The organism is Bacillus sp. 05T22 (genome assembly GCF_056396765.1).
The window spans coordinates 1-17,699 of the sequence record NZ_JBFTMC010000092.1 but is presented as its reverse complement, the minus strand read 5'-3'; the positions used below and the strand labels follow the sequence as shown (position 1 = coordinate 17,699).

Annotated in this window: 18 protein-coding genes and 1 riboswitch; of the genes, 5 read left to right on the top strand and 13 right to left on the bottom strand. The window is 34.7% G+C overall.

Annotation, left to right across the window (positions count from 1 at the left end):
- Positions 1 to 21 precede the first annotated feature (21 nt).
- A complete protein-coding gene (locus AC1DIT_RS21445; RefSeq protein ID WP_016115426.1) occupies positions 22 to 1,284 on the top strand; it encodes a serine hydrolase domain-containing protein in 1,263 nt (420 codons plus the stop codon).
- Positions 1,285 to 1,389: 105 nt separating this feature from the next.
- Entirely contained in the window at positions 1,390 to 2,736 is a 1,347-nt protein-coding gene (locus tag AC1DIT_RS21440) for a short-chain fatty acid transporter (protein WP_016115427.1), read from the top strand.
- Positions 2,737 to 2,799: 63 nt separating this feature from the next.
- Here AC1DIT_RS21440 and AC1DIT_RS21435 read toward each other — a convergent pair whose 3' ends face one another.
- From AC1DIT_RS21435 to AC1DIT_RS21420, 4 genes are all read right to left on the bottom strand, one after another.
- On the bottom strand, positions 2,800 to 3,153 hold the full coding sequence (locus AC1DIT_RS21435; protein WP_016115428.1) for a hypothetical protein: 354 nt from the start codon (positions 3,151 to 3,153) through the stop codon (positions 2,800 to 2,802).
- Complete coding sequence (locus AC1DIT_RS21430) at positions 3,153 to 3,728, bottom strand: NAD(P)H-dependent oxidoreductase (protein ID WP_016133089.1); 576 nt, start codon at positions 3,726 to 3,728, stop codon at positions 3,153 to 3,155. The genes AC1DIT_RS21435 and AC1DIT_RS21430 overlap by 1 nt, the downstream gene beginning before the upstream one ends.
- A gap of 23 nt (positions 3,729 to 3,751) precedes the next feature.
- Positions 3,752 to 4,141, bottom strand: coding sequence for an SWIM zinc finger family protein (locus AC1DIT_RS21425; protein ID WP_016115430.1), 390 nt, complete (start codon positions 4,139 to 4,141; stop codon positions 3,752 to 3,754).
- 280 nt (positions 4,142 to 4,421) lie between these two features.
- Positions 4,422 to 4,682: a hypothetical protein gene (locus tag AC1DIT_RS21420; RefSeq protein ID WP_003202914.1), complete on the bottom strand. Its 261-nt coding sequence runs from the start codon at positions 4,680 to 4,682 to the stop codon at positions 4,422 to 4,424.
- A gap of 102 nt (positions 4,683 to 4,784) precedes the next feature.
- Positions 4,785 to 4,883, bottom strand: a riboswitch (SAM riboswitch).
- 455 nt (positions 4,884 to 5,338) lie between these two features.
- Between AC1DIT_RS21420 and AC1DIT_RS21415 the strand changes: the two genes are divergently transcribed.
- A complete protein-coding gene (locus AC1DIT_RS21415; protein WP_016115431.1) occupies positions 5,339 to 5,530 on the top strand; it encodes a hypothetical protein in 192 nt (63 codons plus the stop codon).
- Positions 5,531 to 5,576: 46 nt separating this feature from the next.
- Here the strand turns inward: AC1DIT_RS21415 and AC1DIT_RS21410 are convergent, their stop codons facing one another.
- The 7 genes from AC1DIT_RS21410 to rraA form a co-directional block, all read right to left on the bottom strand.
- Positions 5,577 to 6,287 carry a YwiC-like family protein gene (locus AC1DIT_RS21410; RefSeq protein ID WP_016115432.1) on the bottom strand — a complete coding sequence of 237 codons (711 nt, stop codon included), beginning with the start codon at positions 6,285 to 6,287 and terminating at the stop codon, positions 5,577 to 5,579.
- Between the two features lie 214 nt (positions 6,288 to 6,501).
- Positions 6,502 to 7,224 carry an ECF transporter S component gene (locus AC1DIT_RS21405; RefSeq protein WP_476998391.1) on the bottom strand — a complete coding sequence of 241 codons (723 nt, stop codon included), beginning with the start codon at positions 7,222 to 7,224 and terminating at the stop codon, positions 6,502 to 6,504.
- On the bottom strand, positions 7,197 to 8,858 hold the full coding sequence (locus AC1DIT_RS21400; RefSeq protein ID WP_170927970.1) for an ABC transporter ATP-binding protein: 1,662 nt from the start codon (positions 8,856 to 8,858) through the stop codon (positions 7,197 to 7,199). Before AC1DIT_RS21400 ends, AC1DIT_RS21405 begins: the two co-directional genes overlap by 28 nt.
- Complete coding sequence (locus AC1DIT_RS21395; protein WP_016115435.1) at positions 8,831 to 9,709, bottom strand: energy-coupling factor transporter transmembrane component T; 879 nt, start codon at positions 9,707 to 9,709, stop codon at positions 8,831 to 8,833. The genes AC1DIT_RS21400 and AC1DIT_RS21395 overlap by 28 nt, the downstream gene beginning before the upstream one ends.
- Positions 9,710 to 9,731: 22 nt before the next feature.
- On the bottom strand, positions 9,732 to 10,523 hold the full coding sequence (locus AC1DIT_RS21390; RefSeq protein ID WP_016133090.1) for a DUF4430 domain-containing protein: 792 nt from the start codon (positions 10,521 to 10,523) through the stop codon (positions 9,732 to 9,734).
- A gap of 55 nt (positions 10,524 to 10,578) precedes the next feature.
- On the bottom strand, positions 10,579 to 12,408 hold the full coding sequence (locus AC1DIT_RS21385) for a DUF4430 domain-containing protein (RefSeq protein ID WP_016133091.1): 1,830 nt from the start codon (positions 12,406 to 12,408) through the stop codon (positions 10,579 to 10,581).
- Positions 12,409 to 12,791: 383 nt separating this feature from the next.
- Positions 12,792 to 13,277: a ribonuclease E activity regulator RraA gene (rraA, locus tag AC1DIT_RS21380; RefSeq protein ID WP_016115438.1), complete on the bottom strand. Its 486-nt coding sequence runs from the start codon at positions 13,275 to 13,277 to the stop codon at positions 12,792 to 12,794.
- 482 nt (positions 13,278 to 13,759) lie between these two features.
- Here rraA and AC1DIT_RS21375 point away from each other — a divergent pair, with 482 nt between their 5' ends.
- Complete coding sequence (locus AC1DIT_RS21375) at positions 13,760 to 13,969, top strand: hypothetical protein (protein ID WP_016115439.1); 210 nt, start codon at positions 13,760 to 13,762, stop codon at positions 13,967 to 13,969.
- Between the two features lie 304 nt (positions 13,970 to 14,273).
- Here AC1DIT_RS21375 and ybaK read toward each other — a convergent pair whose 3' ends face one another.
- Positions 14,274 to 14,747, bottom strand: a complete 474-nt coding sequence (gene ybaK / locus AC1DIT_RS21370; RefSeq protein WP_016115440.1) for a Cys-tRNA(Pro) deacylase — start codon at positions 14,745 to 14,747, stop codon at positions 14,274 to 14,276.
- Between the two features lie 444 nt (positions 14,748 to 15,191).
- Between ybaK and AC1DIT_RS21365 the strand changes: the two genes are divergently transcribed.
- Positions 15,192 to 16,484 (top strand): histidine--tRNA ligase, encoded by a 1,293-nt coding sequence (locus tag AC1DIT_RS21365; RefSeq protein ID WP_476998390.1) that lies wholly within the window; start codon positions 15,192 to 15,194, stop codon positions 16,482 to 16,484.
- Positions 16,485 to 17,585: 1,101 nt separating this feature from the next.
- Here the strand turns inward: AC1DIT_RS21365 and AC1DIT_RS21360 are convergent.
- Positions 17,586 to 17,699: IS3 family transposase (locus AC1DIT_RS21360; RefSeq protein WP_476998113.1), on the bottom strand; the 114-nt coding region annotated here is incomplete at its 5' end.

Sequence of the window (17,699 nt, the reverse complement as noted above, 5' to 3'; positions counted from 1 at the left end):
AAATAACAAGGAGGTATATATATGAACTTTAAAAAATCTCCCTTTTTATTACTTATACTTATACTATTGTTTGTCGTAACAGGGCTTGGATTTGCATTTTTTAAACAAAATAAAGTCCCCCCTTCTAAAGAGAACGTGACAAAGGAAAATTGGTTACAAGATCCCTATTTGCGTTGGTCATACACACATATGAAAGAACTAGCTTTAACAAGTGAAGTGAAAAATAACCCTGAACAAGTAGCCACATTCCCTACTGCATTACAAAACTTAGATGATTTCTCTGTTCAAAAAGAAAACGGAGGAAATGTTCCTTTAAAGAAGCTATTAGATGAGAATAAAACAGATGCATTTGTCGTCGTGCATAACGACAAGCTTGTTTATGAACAGTATTTCAATGGATATAAACAAAATGAACCGCATGGAATGGCATCTTTAGCGAAAGTATTTACTGGTGCGCTTATACAATCATTAACCGAAGAAGGACTCATCAATGGAAATTCGACTGCTGAAACATACATCAAAGAATTACGAAATACTCCATTCGGCAAAGCAACGATTCAACAATTAATGGACATGCAGATTTCTGCTGAATACCCGACACATGGGTATATACAACGGGGATTAGAAAATCAAGATGCTCAATTATATTTAGCTAGTAATATCCTTCCTCGTTCTAAAAACTATGACGGTCCAATGAAAATTTATGATATGTTGCGAGAAGCAAAAGAAACAGCACCACCTGGAACAGAGTTTTCATATAATAATGGTTCTGCCGAAACACTGGGCTGGATCATTCGGAAAGTAACTGGTAAATCATTAGCTGAAAATGTCGGTGAACAAATTTGGTCCAAAATAGGTATGGAAGAAAACGCTTATTATGTTACTGATGAAACAGGAGTTGAACAAGCAAGCGCCGGTTTGAATGCGACTGCAAGAGATATGGCCAGATTTGGTCAATTGATTTTAAATAACGGTCAATATAATGGAAAACAAGTTCTACCTTCTTCTATTCCAGAAGATATAAAAAGCATACGAGAAGGCGAGTTAGCTATCTGGCCTGGTGCTTCCATTTCTTATCATAATCAATGGTGGATTTCCCATAATGAACACGGTGCATTTGAAGTATTGGGAAGCTATGGACAATGTCTCTATATAGATCCCAAAGCGAATATGGTAATTGTACATTTTTCTTCAAATGCGAATCCGAGCAGTGATGTTCATGCTACTTATTCCAATATGTATGTACAAATTGCAAAACACTTAGAAAAGCTTTCACAGGAGTGAAAGCTTTTCTTTATTTATCATTTATCTGAATCTTCAGTTTAATGGAGGTTATCCCATTGACTATAGCGAATATGTAAAGAAATAAACTTAAGGAGGTTGATGTATTTGTTTCGTTCTTTTACAAATGGTTGTGTCGCTCTTGTGCAGCGCTTTTTACCAGAACCCTTTATTTTATCTTGTTTACTAACGATTTTTGTTATCTTCTTTGGAATGTTTGCAACGCAGCAGTCACCAGTAGAAATGATTGCCCATTGGGGGAATGGAATTTGGGGCCTTTTAGCCTTTGCCATGCAGATGGCACTCGTACTTGTTACAGGTTCTGCCTTAGCTAACGCTCCACTTATTCGCAAAGGCTTAGCAAAAGCTGCACAATTGCCGAAAACAAGCGGACAAGGTATTATTGCTATTTCTATTGTTAGTTTACTAGGTGCGTACATAAACTGGGGATTTGGCATTGTTGTGTCCGTTTTATATGCAAAGGAAGTTGCAAAGCATATACAAGGCTTAGATTATCGACTTGCCATTGCTTCTTCCTATTCCGGTTTTCTTATATGGCACGCGGGACTTTCTGCCTCTATACCACTTACTTTAGCATCTGGGGGAGAAACATTAATTAAAACAACCGCTGGAAGTATAAAGGAAGCAATCCCAATAACAGAAACATTATTTTCACCGTATGCAATTGTTCCTGTAATCATCTTCTTAGTAACAATGCCGCTTATAAATAGAGCGATGCACCCTGATGAAAATCATACGATTACTGTTAATCCGAGTGTATTTCAAGAAGAAGCGGCTACCCAAGAAATAGAGGCTCGTACATTTGCTGAGAAGATGGAAAATAGTATTTGGATGACTATTTGCATTGGGCTATTAGGACTTATCTATATCTTTCATTATTTTAGTACGAAAGGTTTTAATCTCACGCTAGATATCGTTATTTTTATATTATTAATCACTGGTCTTATTTTTCATCGTACCCCTATTCAATATATTCGTGCTTTTTCAGATTCAACGAAAAGTGCTTCTGGCATCTTACTCCAATTTCCATTTTACGCAGGAATTATGGGAATGATGATTGGGGCAAATAGCGAAGGGCTCTCTCTAGGAGGAGCGATTTCTAATTTCTTTATTAGCATTTCTAATGAAACCACCTTCCCTCTATTTACATTTTTAAGTGCGGGAATTGTAAATATTTTCGTCCCTTCTGGAGGCGGTCAATGGGCTGTACAAGCTCCTATTATGATTCCAGCTGGCGCAGAACTTGGTGTACCTGCTGCGAAAACTGCGATGGCAATCGCTTGGGGTGATGCTTGGACGAACTTAATACAACCTTTTTGGGCATTACCAGCTTTAGCAATTGCCGGTTTAAGTGCGCGCGACATTATGGGATTTTGTGTTGTTAATCTACTTTAYGCTGGCGTAGTTATCGGTTTATGTTTCCTTTTTATTTGATTTTAAAACATACAAAAAAGCTAGTTTTATACTAGCTTTTTTACATAATAACTTTTATATAAATCAATTCTTTTCTATGCACCTTATTACATTTATCCATTCTTCACATGAAAGATTTAATCTTCTATATGTAAATAACGTCGTACAAACATTTTCAATCATTGATGGATTATTTCGTAAAAAATCCCACCTTAATACTCTCGGTAAATCATACATTTTGTACTCTTTACTTTCCTTGATGATCCCCTCAACTTCTCGTTCACAAATTCCCCTTACTAAATAATCTGCTCTTAATTCTTGGCATACCTTTTTAAACGCTTCATTATGATGTTTCAATTGAAATAAACAAGCTATATACGTACGAAACAATTCATCATTCCGATTACAGCATTTCATTATATTTTCTATTTTTTTCATTATAAATTTTTAGCCTTTTGGTAGATTTCCATAAGCCACTTTTCACGTTTTGCTGCTTTACTTGTTTTTACAGATTGAAAGACTGAACGTTTTATTTGGCGTATACCACAAAATCGTAAAATACCCTTTTTCATAATCACCCAATCAGCAGAGCGATATAATAGTGCCACGTACCATAGTGGTGAATCTAGTGTATTGATAACCCACGCAGTTTTCCTTGTAAGTAATCCTTTCGGTATTACCCCTTCATATTTATATGCAAATCCTGCAACAAAAACACGATCAATAAATCCTTTTAAAATAGCAGGCATCCCCCACCACCATATTGGATAAATAAAGATAAAAGAATCTGCCTCTTTAACCAATGTTCTATATTTTTCTGTTTCTTCTTCATATACTAAATCATGTCTTCTCTTATCTTCATTAAAAATAAGTACTGGGTTAAATTGTTCCTTATAAAGGTCGAGCAATGTAACAAAATGATTTGTTTTTTGCAATCCTTTTTGTACATGTTCTAAAATGGATGCATTGAAACTAGATGGATTGGGATGTGCATATATGATTAGTACATTCATCTCCAAACAACACCTTTCTTAATTTAAAATTTCCTTTTTTGTAATATCTTCTCTACAATCATTACATTTTTAGAACTCATTAATAATCTCTGCATGATTACCATCAATTCCTCTTTTTCTAACATCTGCAACTTCTCCCTAATCTTCCTTTCTCCAGTACCTTGAATTGCATACACAACTGCTGCCATATGTTTACAATGTTTTTCATAAGGACATTCACAACTACTTCCCATAAAATCTACAAGATCAATGATTACTTCATAATTCCCATAATTCCCTGTGACGAACGCAAATACTTTACCATTATGTATTTCTATATCCTCTACATGTCCCTCCTCATAATATTCGTATCCTCTATCTATAATGTGCCTAGAAATCCATTTTTTCATTTCAGTTACTAAAAAAGCGTACATAACATCTACCTTTCCTTAAATTCCCTTTTGACTCCGCCTGGTTTGCATGATATTCTAATACATGTCAAGTAGCAAGCCTACATGACACAACAACTGACACCTACTCGGCGAAGGTGTCTCTTTTCGTTTTTAGCCGAATGAAATGCCTCTTTCAGGGCATATTCAACTTTTGACACTACACACTCAACACCATTCCCTTGTATCAGGCTGCTTTAGCAGTCTTTTACTCTACATACTCCTTTTAATTTTCAGATAAATTATAACATAAAAAAAAGAGAGACTAGCTCCCTTTTCGCGCCTTATAATATACCCCTTTTTCAGCATAGAGATATTCTTCATCAGCTAAAGTAATTTTCCCATCCAGTTTCAGTTCGTCTAATAGCCTTGATAAATAAAATTGGTGTAACATTTTTTTCGTGAATTTTCCTTCATGATGCGAAACGATATGTTCTTGAATATCTAATAGTGATATTGGTTTATCTTGCTCCATCATATATTCATATACTGCATTACGCAGCTTTACGTATTTTTCAAGTGTCACAGTACAATTGCAACCCCTTTCTTCTTATTCTGTTGTTTTTAGAATCGGTTTTTTTGCAACAAAAAAACCTCTTCGATAAGAAGAAGTTACGTATATATCTTCGTCTTATCTCCCAGAACAAATATGTTCTGCTGGAATTAGCACCTGCATCGCGGTTGCTGGGTTTCATCGGGCCAGTCCCTCCACCTCTCTGGATAAGAAAATATTCACTTTATAGCCTACTATAGCCATTTTCATTTCAATTGTCAAATCATATAAAGTGAAACTTTAATCAATTGAACCATTACTATCTGTAATAGCAGGGATAAAACATTTAAAACAAGTTATATTTTCTTTTCTAACGCTCATACTAGAAGTGTATGCAATAAAGTGAAACTTTAATCAGTGGGGGTTTTCTTCATCCCCCACTGATTATTAGCCCGACCAATCGGGCTTTTACTGGCAGTTTATCTCCCACCTAACTTCTTTAGAAAAGCGGAAGCGGCTCGCTCAGAATCACAGGACGTTGGAGCCCCCGACAGAGAGGCGCTTTTTTCCTCGTCCGAGGGGACGAAACGACCGGAGATTTTAGCCGCTAGAGCCGGACAATGCTTTCACCGAATTTTGAGGTAGGAGTATTACTGCCCACAAATAGCGGGATAAAGGAGGAATATATAATGAACAAAAACGCACGTGGATATGTTCAAGATTCTTATCATTCTTTACATGAAGCAAAACAATCTTTAGAAAACGCATTACAAACAGTCGAAAAAACTGATAATCGAGAACGTATAGAACAATCCTTGCAGGCTGTGGAGCACGCCTTACAAAAATGTGATCATACGGTTCATATTTTGGAACAAGAATGAATACATCCCATCTATTTACTAGATGGGATGTAACTCAAATGGCATACTAAAACAGTATTGCCGTGACAATTAAAAAATATACAGAATTAACGATTTCTAAAACCCCTACTTTTAAAATAGATATTTTCTTACCATATAATATAATTGCTCGAACTAGACTAGGTATAAAAACTAGAGAAAGCCATGGGTTTACTACAAACAATGCAACAGTTAAGAAAATGTGATATCCCCATGATACATAGCGATAGGTCGGGTTATTCTTTTCACGTATCATTGTTTTCACATAAAATGTACTACCTAAAAAGTATAAAAAAGAAGTTGCTGCAATCCACCATGCTGTTTCATCAACTGTTTTCATCGAAAAATAATAACTTATTAAACCACCTATGCAAAAAACAAGTATTGCACAAATATCATTTACTAAAGCTCGTTCCCTTTTTTGACGAGCAAAATATATATTCACAAAAAAGAGCGGAATCATAATAGCTGCGAAGAAAAGAATTTTCCACTCGTATAGTAAAGATAGTATACCGAAGACACATGCAATAATAAAATAAATAATTGCTGAATGTAAAAATTCTTTCTTTCGCGTTTGCTTCATATACATCAAAAATGGATACGTTGCTAAATAGATAAATAACCAAGCGATAAAGAGTGGAATATGATAGAAAGTAGGTTTACCAAGTATTACACTAAGTATAAACGGAATCAGCAGCATCCCCCATGCACCGTGCTGCTTTGGAACAACTAGCTTCATGAATATGGCATCTCCTCTTTGAATTTTTTCTCATTTACTATTATATAAAAAATCTCATATAAAAATCGAAGCATATTAAATCGATTTCTTGACATTTTTCACAATATAATATGTATGAAAAAATGCTTCTCACCAGTGGTAAGAAGCATGAAAGAGGCAAACGAATATGTAAGTCGCGACCCTACTTTATATTCTTATGCTTTATGATATATACTTATGCTTTGTTTACTTGAGATAATAGCTCTTTATCATCATCTAAAATTCCATATTTCTTTTTAAACCTTGTAATAATTCTAATCCACGATGAGCCAAACAAAACAAGAAAAATTACATTTGAGAGTGCATGAGCTAGATCAAAGTAAAAACTTGCAGCGTAGTATGCAATAAAGTCTTTCCATGTTAATCCTTCTAAAAAGCCAAGTATCCCCCACAAATTCATAATCCAGCCAAAAACAAAACCGGCTATGAACCCATAGATGACTCTCCCCCATAACTTTCTCATTATAAATGTATTTCGAAGTAAACCAGCTATAAAACCTATCATTCCCCAAGAAAACATTTGCCACGGTGTCCAAGGCCCCTGTCCTAAAAATATATTAGATACAAGTGCTGCCGTTGCCCCAATCATAAAGCCTGTYTCACTTCCAAAAACAATTGCAGATACAATAATAACAAAAGATGTTGGTTGTACACTCGGCATAATGGAAAACGGTACACGACTAACTGCTGCTATTGCTGCTAAAACAGCTACAATGACTATTTCACGTGAAACAAATGCTTTCMTCTCAAATCGTATATAAAAAGGTAACATGATAATGGATAATAAAAATAAACTACACCAAATATAATATTTATCTGTTACAAAAGAAGTAAAGAGAAGCGTACTTATTGCAATAATGAAACTAAGCATTATGAGAGCAAAATATCGTTTGGACACGATTTGTACACATCCTCCCACGTTAATGCATAAGGTAATTGCTTGCGAATAAAACGATTAATAGATGTTGTATAAAAGAAATTATCACTAAAGAATTTCTTTGGTGTATCATCCATAATTACGTTCCCATCAAATAACATCATACAATGATCAACATATTTAGCTGCAAATTCAATGTCATGTGTTGCCATCACAATTGTTGTTCCTTCTTTTTGTAACTCTTGAAACAGCACACCTAATTTTTCTTTTTTTTCTGGATCAAGCCCTTTTGTCGGTTCGTCTAGTAATAATAAACTTGGCTTCGATAATAAAGCTGTACATAGTGCGATTAACTGTTGTTCTCCCCCACTACAATCATGTGGATGACGATCTCGAATAGAATGAAGCCAAAATCGTTTTAACATATCTTCGGCTATTTTTTTCCCATTATCACCATATAATTCATTCGCTCTTTCAAAAACTTCATCCCACACCGTCTCAAATGTAAAATGATAATATGGATGTTGCGATACAAAACCTATTCTTTTAAATCGTTCCTTTGAATCAATTTTATAAATCTCCGTTCCGTTCCACCGTACTTTTCCTCTTCTAGTTTTGTTTAATCCTGCCAAGATGGTTAAAAGTGTTGATTTTCCAGTACCATTTTTCCCAACAAGCGCAGTCCACTTCCCTTGCTCAATCGATAACGTTAAATCTTTTAAAATAAAAGGGCTATTTTTTTCATATTGAAAGGATATATGTTTTACTTGTAAAATCACTTCTTTTTTTTCTGCCCGTGATATAACTGGCACTTCATGTTCGATAGATAACTCAGAATGAATTTGTGTTTGTGCTTCCCTTACCGTAAAGGGTATTTGCTCTACATTCCATTCTAAAAACAATCTTGGAATTTGAGGGATAAACGGTCGGAATTCTTCTACTGTCCACATTTTCGATATAACCTGTTGCGGGATTCCATCATAAATAATTTCCCCAGCATTCATAAACACAACTCGAGTTGCTAGTGGCATTACTTCGTCTAAACGATGTTCACTCATGATAATTGTAATCCCGAGTTCTTCGTTAATTCGTTTCAATAACCCTAAAAAATCTTTTGCTGCAATTGGATCAAGCTGTGCTGTCGGTTCATCAAGGAGTAATAATTTGGGCTGTAAAACAAGAACTGCCGCTAAATTAACAAGTTGTTTTTGTCCCCCCGATAACGTGTGAACAGACTGGTGTAACAAATCTTGAAACCCTAAAAAACTAATTAATTCAGCGATTCTCTTTTGAATTATACTTGTCTCTAAACCAACATTTTCAAGAGAAAATGCCAATTCTTGAATTACCGTATCCATAACAAGTTGATTTTCAGGATTTTGAAATACCATTCCCACTTCTTGTGCTGACAATAAGTCTGGCATCTCCAGTAAAGAAGTTCCATTATAATACATATTGCCTGTGCACTTTCCAATTGGGAGTAACTCTTTCTTAAAATGTTTCAAAAGTGTTGTCTTACCACATCCTGAGCGGCCAGCAAGCACAATAAACTCACCTTGAGAGACCCTCAAGGAAACGCCCGTTAATGCTTGTACTTTTTCATCAGCATACGTAAATGCTAAATTTTTTATTTCTGCATGCGCCACCATAACCATTCCCCCCCTTCCATTATGATTGGTAAACTAATAAACAGTATAAATAACACGAATAATATTCCATCATATTGCTGAAATACAAGCGATTCCACTCTTGGATAGATTAATAGTTTGCCAGCACCGTAAAAATTGAACACAAAACAGCTTAGTAATAAAATTGCTAAACACGCAAGTATGTACCAATCTTGCCTTTCCATTCGATATCGAATGTACGTACTACGCTTCGTCACTCCAAATCCACGCGCTTGCATGGAATCTGCCGTTTGTAATGCATCTTCTAAAGAACAAACAAGCAACACCTGCAAGAGTTTCATTCCATTTTTGATTCTCCCTATGAATGAGCCTAAATCTAATTGCACTCCTTTTGTCTTTTGAACAAGTGTAATTTGTCTTAAACGCCGGATAAATAAAGGAACGAAACGCACTGTGATCATTGTTAGTAACGCAACTTTCGGTGAAATCCGTGAAAATAAATACAAAAATTTATGACTTGAAATCACATCATTATAGGAAGTAAATGTGAACATAATAGCAAGTAACAATAATCCCATTATGAATCCATACATGCACGCTTCTAATGTAATTCGATTATCCCCTAAACGAAACAATGTAGTCGCTCCCCTATGCGTTAGCAAAGGATTTAACACAATCACCATTACAAAGAAAAGAAACGTACTTGGTAACATTGTTCTTATTTTCTCGCCATTTCCTTGCATGATGTTTAACAGTACAATCATAATAATCGCACCCATTAAAAAAAGAGGGTGAAGACACATCATACATAGTATCATCACCCCAATATAATAAAAAAAATTCACAAAAGGATGTAAAGAAGAAAAGATAATTTTCATAACCTTTACCTAAAGCCCTTTCCTAATTTAACACATATACCCATTCGATATTATCTCCTGGCTTGACTTTATATGCACCTGCACTTCGGTTTGGAAAAGTACCATTTACACGATACTTCCATCCACTTTTTGGTCCTTTGTCAAATTCATATAAATCATTTATCCCTTTTATATATTTACTGTTTCCAGATCCAGTTGAATCAATATCTAGCCCTGTATTGTTTAACACATCAAAAACTGTAGTTCCTTCTTGCATATCTACTTTTTTCGCACCTAATAAATACCCTTGATCACCACGTACAGAAATGGTAACTTGCTGAGCTTGTGGTTTTGGTACTGGTTTTGGTACTGGCTTTGGTTCGGGTTGAGGTTGTGGCTTTGGGACTATTTTAGGTTCTGGATCTTTCGACTGTTCCTGCTTTGGTGTTTCTTTTGGCTGATTAACTACTTTAGCCTCTTCTTTTACTTCTGGTGCTTTCTTTTGTTCAGCGTTTTCTTGCTGCGCTTTTGTTTGTTCTTGTTGTTTTTGCTGAGCAACTGGTTCTTGCTCTTTTTTCTCTTCTTTCTTTATTTCAGGTTGTTCTTGCGATTTTTGTTCCTGATTGTCCTTTTGTAGCTCTTCTTGTTGTTTATTCTCTACTGATTCTTGCTGTTCTTCCGGTTTACTTTCTTCCTTTTTCTCTTCTTGTTTCAGTTCTTCTTTTTGTTCTGTTTTTGAAATTGCTTTTTGTTCAGGTTTTGATTCATTTTGACTACATCCAACAAGCAATCCAAATGAAAGGACAACTGAGAGTAACCATTTCATCATACTCATGTTTTTCTCACCTTTCCTAATAAAATTAGGAGCAAATCATTGCTCCTAATTTTTGTTAAGCTTCTCTTCGTCTCCATAAAACATATGCTGAAGCGATACATAATACGCCCATTGCTACTGGCATAGCAGTATCCCAAGCAGATGCTCCTGTTTTTGGTAACTGACGATTTTTCGCAGTTTTTTCATTATTTACTGTGTTATCTTTCGTAACAACACGAGAGTTCTCATCGTTTGTTTGTTTCTCTTGTTTTTGAATCACTTCTTGCTTTTCAATCCCATTGCTCTCATCCACTACAGGTTCCTTCGGCTCTTCAACTGAGTTTATATCATCTTCAGTTGATGAATTTGTCCAATCATATATAGAACCTTTACCATTTACAAATGCCTTATATTGAACAAGTGCTAAAAGTGCTTGTTCAGTAGCCATACTGCTACCCTCTTCGTCGCTTGGCAACCATTTAAATTCACCATTTGCAAGTTGGTATGATATTAAATTTTGAACTGCGTTTACATTATTTTTAGTAAATGTTTCACTAGTTGGATCAATCCCTGTAATAGCAAGTCCAATAATTGCTTGTGCAACACTATTTGAATTTTCTTGACCATCAGCTTCAAATCCACCAGTGTTCAATTGTTTACTTGACAAATATTGCACTGCTTTTTTTACAGCTTGTTTTACCTCTGGTTGTTTCTGATATGGTGCTAATGCTGATAAAACCATACCTGTTACATCAATATTACTAGCCTCTTCCTTACTACTTTCCACATTGTATGTCCAACCACCGTCTGTATGTTGTGCATTTAAAATCTCTTTTACTAAAGCCGCACGGTTCCACTTTGCTCCAGCTGGTACTTCGTATTTTTTTGTATCAAGTGCAAGTAAAGCAAATGTATAACCAGTAACAGAATTTAGTTTTTCAGATTGATATAGTTTTTGAACTAAATTCTTTCCTGCAACATTTGTTGGATTTCCATTTACCGCTAATACCGCTAAAACAGTTCTTGCTATATCTGTAGCGCTAAATCGTTCCACACGTTTTTCTACTTTTTGTGTTAAAGATTGTAAATAACTAATTTTTGTTCCTACTGGAATATTTTTCCCTGAATGTGCTAGTGCAATTGCTACCCAATCACTATCGATTCCATCTTCCATCATTTTTTTTGATGTTTTCGCAATCGCTTGATCTAATTGCTTTATTAGTAATTCATTTTTGATTGGTTCTTTCAACTCATTAGGCTTTTGTTCTTGTGGCTTCTGAACTTCAGGTTTTTGTCCATCCGGCTTTTGTTCTCCTGGTTTTTGTTCCTCAGGTTTTTGTCCATCTGGCTTTTGTTCTTCTGGTTTTTGTCCATCTGGCTTTTGCTCTTCAGGCTTTTGACCATCCGGCTTTTGCTCTTCTGGTTTTGTAGTACCTGGATCTTTTTCACAAGTTCCAATCTTATCGAGTACTTGTTGCAACTTTTCTGTGCTCATATTGTCCCAATTTACAACAAAACGAAATGCAACAACATCTCCAGATTCTAATTTATAACTATCTGCCCCTACCATGGCAGCTTGATCATTCACATCATATGCCCATCCGCTTGTAGCACTTATATCACCAGCCATTAAACCGTCAATACCTTTAACATACATACCATACTTCGTATTCTCAGCTGTTACTTTAGTCCCCATAACTTTTTGTAACAAACTATAGGCTGTTTCTCCATCTTCAATTGGCACTTCTTTCGGACATAAAATAACTCCTTTTTGCGATTCTCCAATGATCGCAAGTGTTGCTGTTTTCCCTTCAGCAAACGTAATATGTACAGTATTTGTAAATGAAACAAATACTAATGCCACTGCCATTATCAACGTAAGCAGCCATTTTTTTATCATTGCCATCCTTGGTTATTCCTCCCTTTGCTTACATATACATAAAAAAAGGCCCTTCAAGGGCGTGCAATAGCACTCTACCGTGAGTGCTAAACAAAATGCACAACACCTCCTCCTATCCGCATAGGTAGCGGTTGTATTTGTATAGGAAAGAGCATGTAGCTTATGAATGTATCATTGTGATAACATTCACTTTTAACGGCGAACCCATTTTATTTCCACCAATTTCCTTTTAAAGTTATCGTATAAACGACATACCTATACATTCATCAAATTATAAATTTCTGTATTATTTTACTATTGACACGAGATTTTGTCTATGTTTTCTCTGATTTATTTTCTAAGAATAATAGCCGGTTACATTAAATTATAAAGCTTCTATTATATAGATACTACAGGTTGCTATGAATCGGTTGTTCACATACAATAATACCATCTTCATCCGCATACACATACTGATTAGGAATCCACTCAATTTCTCCAAATTGCAAAGGAATTTTTGTTTCTCCCTTTCCCTCTTTTCTACTTCTCTTCGGCATTGTACCTAATGCTAAAATACCAATGTTAATATTTCGTAGTTCCTTAGAATCACGAACACATCCATATACAATAATCCCTGCTATATTTCGTTCCTTTGCAATGTTTGCCAAATTATCTCCAAGTAATGCACAGTTCGTAGAAGCACCTCCATCAACTACTAACACAGTCCCCTCTGGTAAAGTTTGTAGCGCTTCCTTTACTAATACATTATCATCTTTCACTTTAACCGTTGCAATCTTCCCATGAAATTGCTCTTTCTTTCCATATGATTGAAAAATAGGCTTACATACTTGTACGTCTCCTTCAAAGGCATCACAAAGATCTGTCGTTCTCCACATCTTTCTCCCTCTTTTCTTTTTCCTTTACGTTACATATTCTTGTCGTTTTATTTTTCACCTGTCTTATATTGCGAAATTTTGTATACTAATAAGAAGAAATACATATAAAGAACAATCGGAAGACCTCTCATTCAGAAACTTCATATTAACTTCAGTTACATGATCAGAAATCTTCTATACTTTCACTTTCTCTCCCTCCTGTATAATATTTCAAATTCCGTACATACTGTATAAAGGCTGGTGAACAGCTTTAATCAAATTTTGTAGTACCTACAATCTTTTCTCCCTTTCCCTGGGGCTGAGCAGTTAGCTTTTGCTAGCTGCTCTTTTGTTTTTATAATGAAGCTTTTGTTAAAAAGCTAGTTAACCTCTTTTTACTTTTTAATCATCAACACTGAAATTAGATAACTATTATGTAGTCATGAGTGAATATGACAACCTTTCCTTGTAATATTCTTTTGTAAAAGGATAAGGGTGTGACAATGTTGAATAGAAAAAACGATCAAATTGTTATTCACATAATAAAAGGCTCAACTATAAAAAAGTTTTTAATCTTAGATTTAGTTACTGGAACAGGAATTTACTATATAATTAAATTTATTTCTTCAAGTATATTAATTGCACTTATTGGCAGTATCGTAGGAACCGAAGGCATTAAAAAGATACCGAAATTCCAAAATAATACGAATTAAATTTCAGTACCTAGCCCCACTACCTTCACTCCATTAAGAAGAGCAAGCCTTCTCAATAAAGTGAGACTTTAATCAGTGGGGGTTTTCTTCATCCCCCACTGATTATTAGCCCTCACCAATCGGGCTTTTACGGACAGTTGATCCCCCACCTATCTTCCTCGTTTCTCTCTGAATCTTGAGGTGGGGGTCTTACTGCCCGTTAATGCGGGATAAAAYAATAAAAAGAGCCAAATGGCTCTTTTTATTACATTCCAGTACATGGATCTATTATATCTCCAACTCAATCATTGGAATTAATAATATACTACTCAACTACAATATCGTGTAGTTCAAAGCGAATTATTTTTTTAAATTCATCTAGTCCTAGTTCAACTTGATACCCTATCTTCCCGGCACTAAAGATCATTGTATCCAACTCCGTAGCACTATTATCAATGACCGTAGGGAAATATTTTTTCATCCCTATCGGTGAACAGCCACCATGAATATAGCCGGTGAGCGAGAGTAAATCTTTAGATTTCAGCATACTTATTGATTTTTCACGAACGCTAGAAGCTGCTTTTTTCAAATCTAATTCTTTATTTACAGGTACAACAAAAACATAGTGCTGCCCTGATTTCCCCATGGTGACTAGTGTTTTAAATACTTGATTAGGAGATTGTCCTAATACCAAAGCAACATCTATTCCACTAATCGCATCAGTATCCACATAGCTATAATGTTTATAATTGATTTTTTTCTTATCTAATAACCGCATTACATTCGTTTTGTATTCCATTGTGCTAAAATCCTCCTGCAACAAATTTATATGTATTATTTAATATATGAATTGAGATAAAGACGTTGGAAATATAATTTCAAATACATAAGTATTGTAGCTTACTTTGCTATTTTTTAACAAGTGATGACAAGCATATTCTATCACTCAAACTGTTTATATACAGTAGGATTAATTCATCCATTAATCTTGTTTTTATTTTCAAAAAACATTGATATTTCAAAAAACATTTGTTATACTTTTGAAAAAACTTAAGGAGAGATTGAATATGTTTAATTCTAATACTTCTTTCCAACTTCATCATCATACATAATGCCGTGTATCCGAAGAATTTTTTCTTCGTGGGTACAGGGCTTTTCCTGTTACCCACGAAGCATTCATAAAGCTATGTGGGTATTTTTATACCTGCATAGCTTTTTTTAATTTAAAAAAGGAGTGATTCAAATGGATGTAAGAAATGTAAAAGGAACAAAAGATTATTTACCCGCGGAACAGTTGTTACGAAATAGAATTAAACGTGCTTGTGAAGAGACTTTTGAACGATATGGTTGTAAACCGCTTGAAACACCTACATTAAATATGTATGAACTTATGGCCTATAAATATGGAGGCGGTGCTGAAATTTTAAAAGAAATGTACACACTACGTGATCAAGGAAATCGTGAAATCGCTCTTCGGTATGATTTAACGATTCCATTTGCAAAAGTAATAGCAATGAACCCGGATATCAGGCTGCCTTTTAAACGCTATGAAATTGGAAAGGTCTTTCGTGATGGACCAATAAAACAAGGAAGGTTTCGTGAATTTATTCAATGCGACGTTGATATAGTCGGCGTAGAATCTGTTATTGCTGAAGCTGAATTGATGGCCATGGCATTTGATCTTTTCAAAACTTTAAACTTAGATGTTACAATTCAATATAATAATCGGAAGTTATTAACAGGTATTCTTAAATCAGTTGAAATTCAAGATGAACAAACAAACGATGTTATTTTATCATTAGATAAACTTGAAAAAATCGGAATTGATGGTGTACGGAAGGATTTACAAAGCCGTGGAATAGTAAATGACACTATAGAGGTTGTTTGTCATACGGTTGAATCTTGTATGACATTAGAACTTAATGAGTTTAAACAAATTTTCTCAAATTCACTTGTTACGGATGGAATCAACGAACTACAACAATTACAGCAATACTTACTCGCTCTTGGCGTCCAAAACAATACGATTTTCAATCCATTCCTAGCAAGAGGACTTACAATGTATACAGGCACAGTTTATGAAATTTTTTTAACAGATGGAAGCATTACTTCAAGTATTGGTAGTGGCGGACGTTATGATAATATAATTGGAGCCTTTCGTAACGACAATACATCCTATCCAACAGTAGGGATTTCCTTTGGCTTGGATGTTATTTATACAGCTCTTACGCAAAAAGAAACGGAATCTACTTGTGCTGATATTTTCATTATTCCTATTAACACCGAAGTGGAATGTTTACGAATTACACAACTTTTGCGTTCTAAAAGTACTTTCAAAGTTGAGCTGGAACTTGCTGGACGTAAATTAAAACGGTCCCTTAATTACGCAAATAAAGAGAATATTCCTTACGTGCTTATTATTGGTGAAAATGAGATACAAACAGAAACAATTATTTTACGAAATATGGTARGAAGCACTGAACAAACCATTCCCCTCTCTTGTATTGAAGACGGAACTTTAAGTAAGTACTTATAAGAGATCATCTACCTATTAGGTGATTTGCGAAAAAAAATAATAAAACCCACGAAGAAAATAGCATTTCTCCATGGGTTTTTATTTGTTTAAAAGTGGATTTTTTGTCCCCCTATTCTCTATTATATTTCTATATCGCACTAAATTTACATACTATTATCATTTCATCCCTCGTTCATAAATCGTAATTCTACTGCTTACAAAGACAGTCACATTACCCCCACACTCTACCAATAAAACTAATTCCCCAAAGAAGATAGGCACATTACGTTACTATATACATCGTAAATTCTAAACTAGTAAGTTTTCTTTTTTTGTCTCTCTTTTCGTAAATACATGTAAAAACAAAGTGTTGATAAAAGTAATAATAATTGAGAGGATTGGTTTATTTGTTCTAATACCGTGATATCAACTCAGCTCCTTTCATTACATTACTTAACATATTTTAAAAATAGGCGTAAAGAATTATATTACATTGCTACTTTTAAAGCCTCTTCTAGTGCTGTAATTGCTCCACCTAAGCATGTTAAAACTTCTGTTGGGATTGCCATAATCATTTCTTTATTTTTAATATTAAAATATTATGAATTTTTATACTCTCGTTATAGTAAGAGTTTACAAATATATCCATTCATCTCGATATACAATATTCCATAAAACATTGGTTGTTTATTTTATTATAATACTCAAGGGAAGTGCAACATAATAATTTATCAGATGAGGAGAGAATGATCATATGTATCCAAAATTTATTGACAAAATAGCGTTTTCGAAGGCGCATAAAGAGTTATTAATTAAACTGTATAATAAAGAAATTTCAAGAAGCGAGTATAATCAATTGGTAGATACTTTTTACCGTCCACAACAAAAGTAAATATGAAGTAAGTGTTTATGGTTTTATGTCTTTTATAGCAACGAAGTTCATTCTTATCATTTTTGGAGCAACCTATTCTGTTAGGTTGATGGGTATGGGGATTTTAACGAAATTATTTTTCTTTAGGAATTACGAATCTCTTAATTAGATAGCACCAAGTACCGCGCGAAAAAAGCCGTTCACCATAAGCTATGGTGAAGTGACCCCATAAAGTTAGACAGATTATTTCATTAGGCAACCTTTTGGGCATGGGTCCGGTATTGTACCGGGCTCATGCCTTTTAGTTTTGCCTTAATTCTTTTATGATTATAGTACTCTATATATTTTGCTAGTTCTTGCTTAAA

What these genes read in the sequence shown, in the direction of transcription:
- AC1DIT_RS21445 (WP_016115426.1), top strand. Translation starts at nt 22, where the DNA reads ATGAACTTTAAAAAATCTCCCTTTTTATTACTTATACTTATACTATTG.
- AC1DIT_RS21435 (WP_016115428.1), bottom strand. Translation starts at nt 3,153, where the DNA reads ATGAAAAAAATAGAAAATATAATGAAATGCTGTAATCGGAATGATGAA.
- AC1DIT_RS21430 (WP_016133089.1), bottom strand. Translation starts at nt 3,728, where the DNA reads ATGAATGTACTAATCATATATGCACATCCCAATCCATCTAGTTTCAAT.
- AC1DIT_RS21425 (WP_016115430.1), bottom strand. Translation starts at nt 4,141, where the DNA reads ATGTACGCTTTTTTAGTAACTGAAATGAAAAAATGGATTTCTAGGCAC.
- AC1DIT_RS21415 (WP_016115431.1), top strand. Translation starts at nt 5,339, where the DNA reads ATGAACAAAAACGCACGTGGATATGTTCAAGATTCTTATCATTCTTTA.
- AC1DIT_RS21410 (WP_016115432.1), bottom strand. Translation starts at nt 6,287, where the DNA reads ATGAAGCTAGTTGTTCCAAAGCAGCACGGTGCATGGGGGATGCTGCTG.
- AC1DIT_RS21400 (WP_170927970.1), bottom strand. Translation starts at nt 8,858, where the DNA reads ATGGTTATGGTGGCGCATGCAGAAATAAAAAATTTAGCATTTACGTAT.
- AC1DIT_RS21395 (WP_016115435.1), bottom strand. Translation starts at nt 9,709, where the DNA reads ATGAAAATTATCTTTTCTTCTTTACATCCTTTTGTGAATTTTTTTTAT.
- AC1DIT_RS21390 (WP_016133090.1), bottom strand. Translation starts at nt 10,523, where the DNA reads ATGAGTATGATGAAATGGTTACTCTCAGTTGTCCTTTCATTTGGATTG.
- AC1DIT_RS21385 (WP_016133091.1), bottom strand. Translation starts at nt 12,408, where the DNA reads ATGGCAATGATAAAAAAATGGCTGCTTACGTTGATAATGGCAGTGGCA.
- rraA (WP_016115438.1), bottom strand. Translation starts at nt 13,277, where the DNA reads ATGTGGAGAACGACAGATCTTTGTGATGCCTTTGAAGGAGACGTACAA.
- AC1DIT_RS21375 (WP_016115439.1), top strand. Translation starts at nt 13,760, where the DNA reads ATGTTGAATAGAAAAAACGATCAAATTGTTATTCACATAATAAAAGGC.
- ybaK (WP_016115440.1), bottom strand. Translation starts at nt 14,747, where the DNA reads ATGGAATACAAAACGAATGTAATGCGGTTATTAGATAAGAAAAAAATC.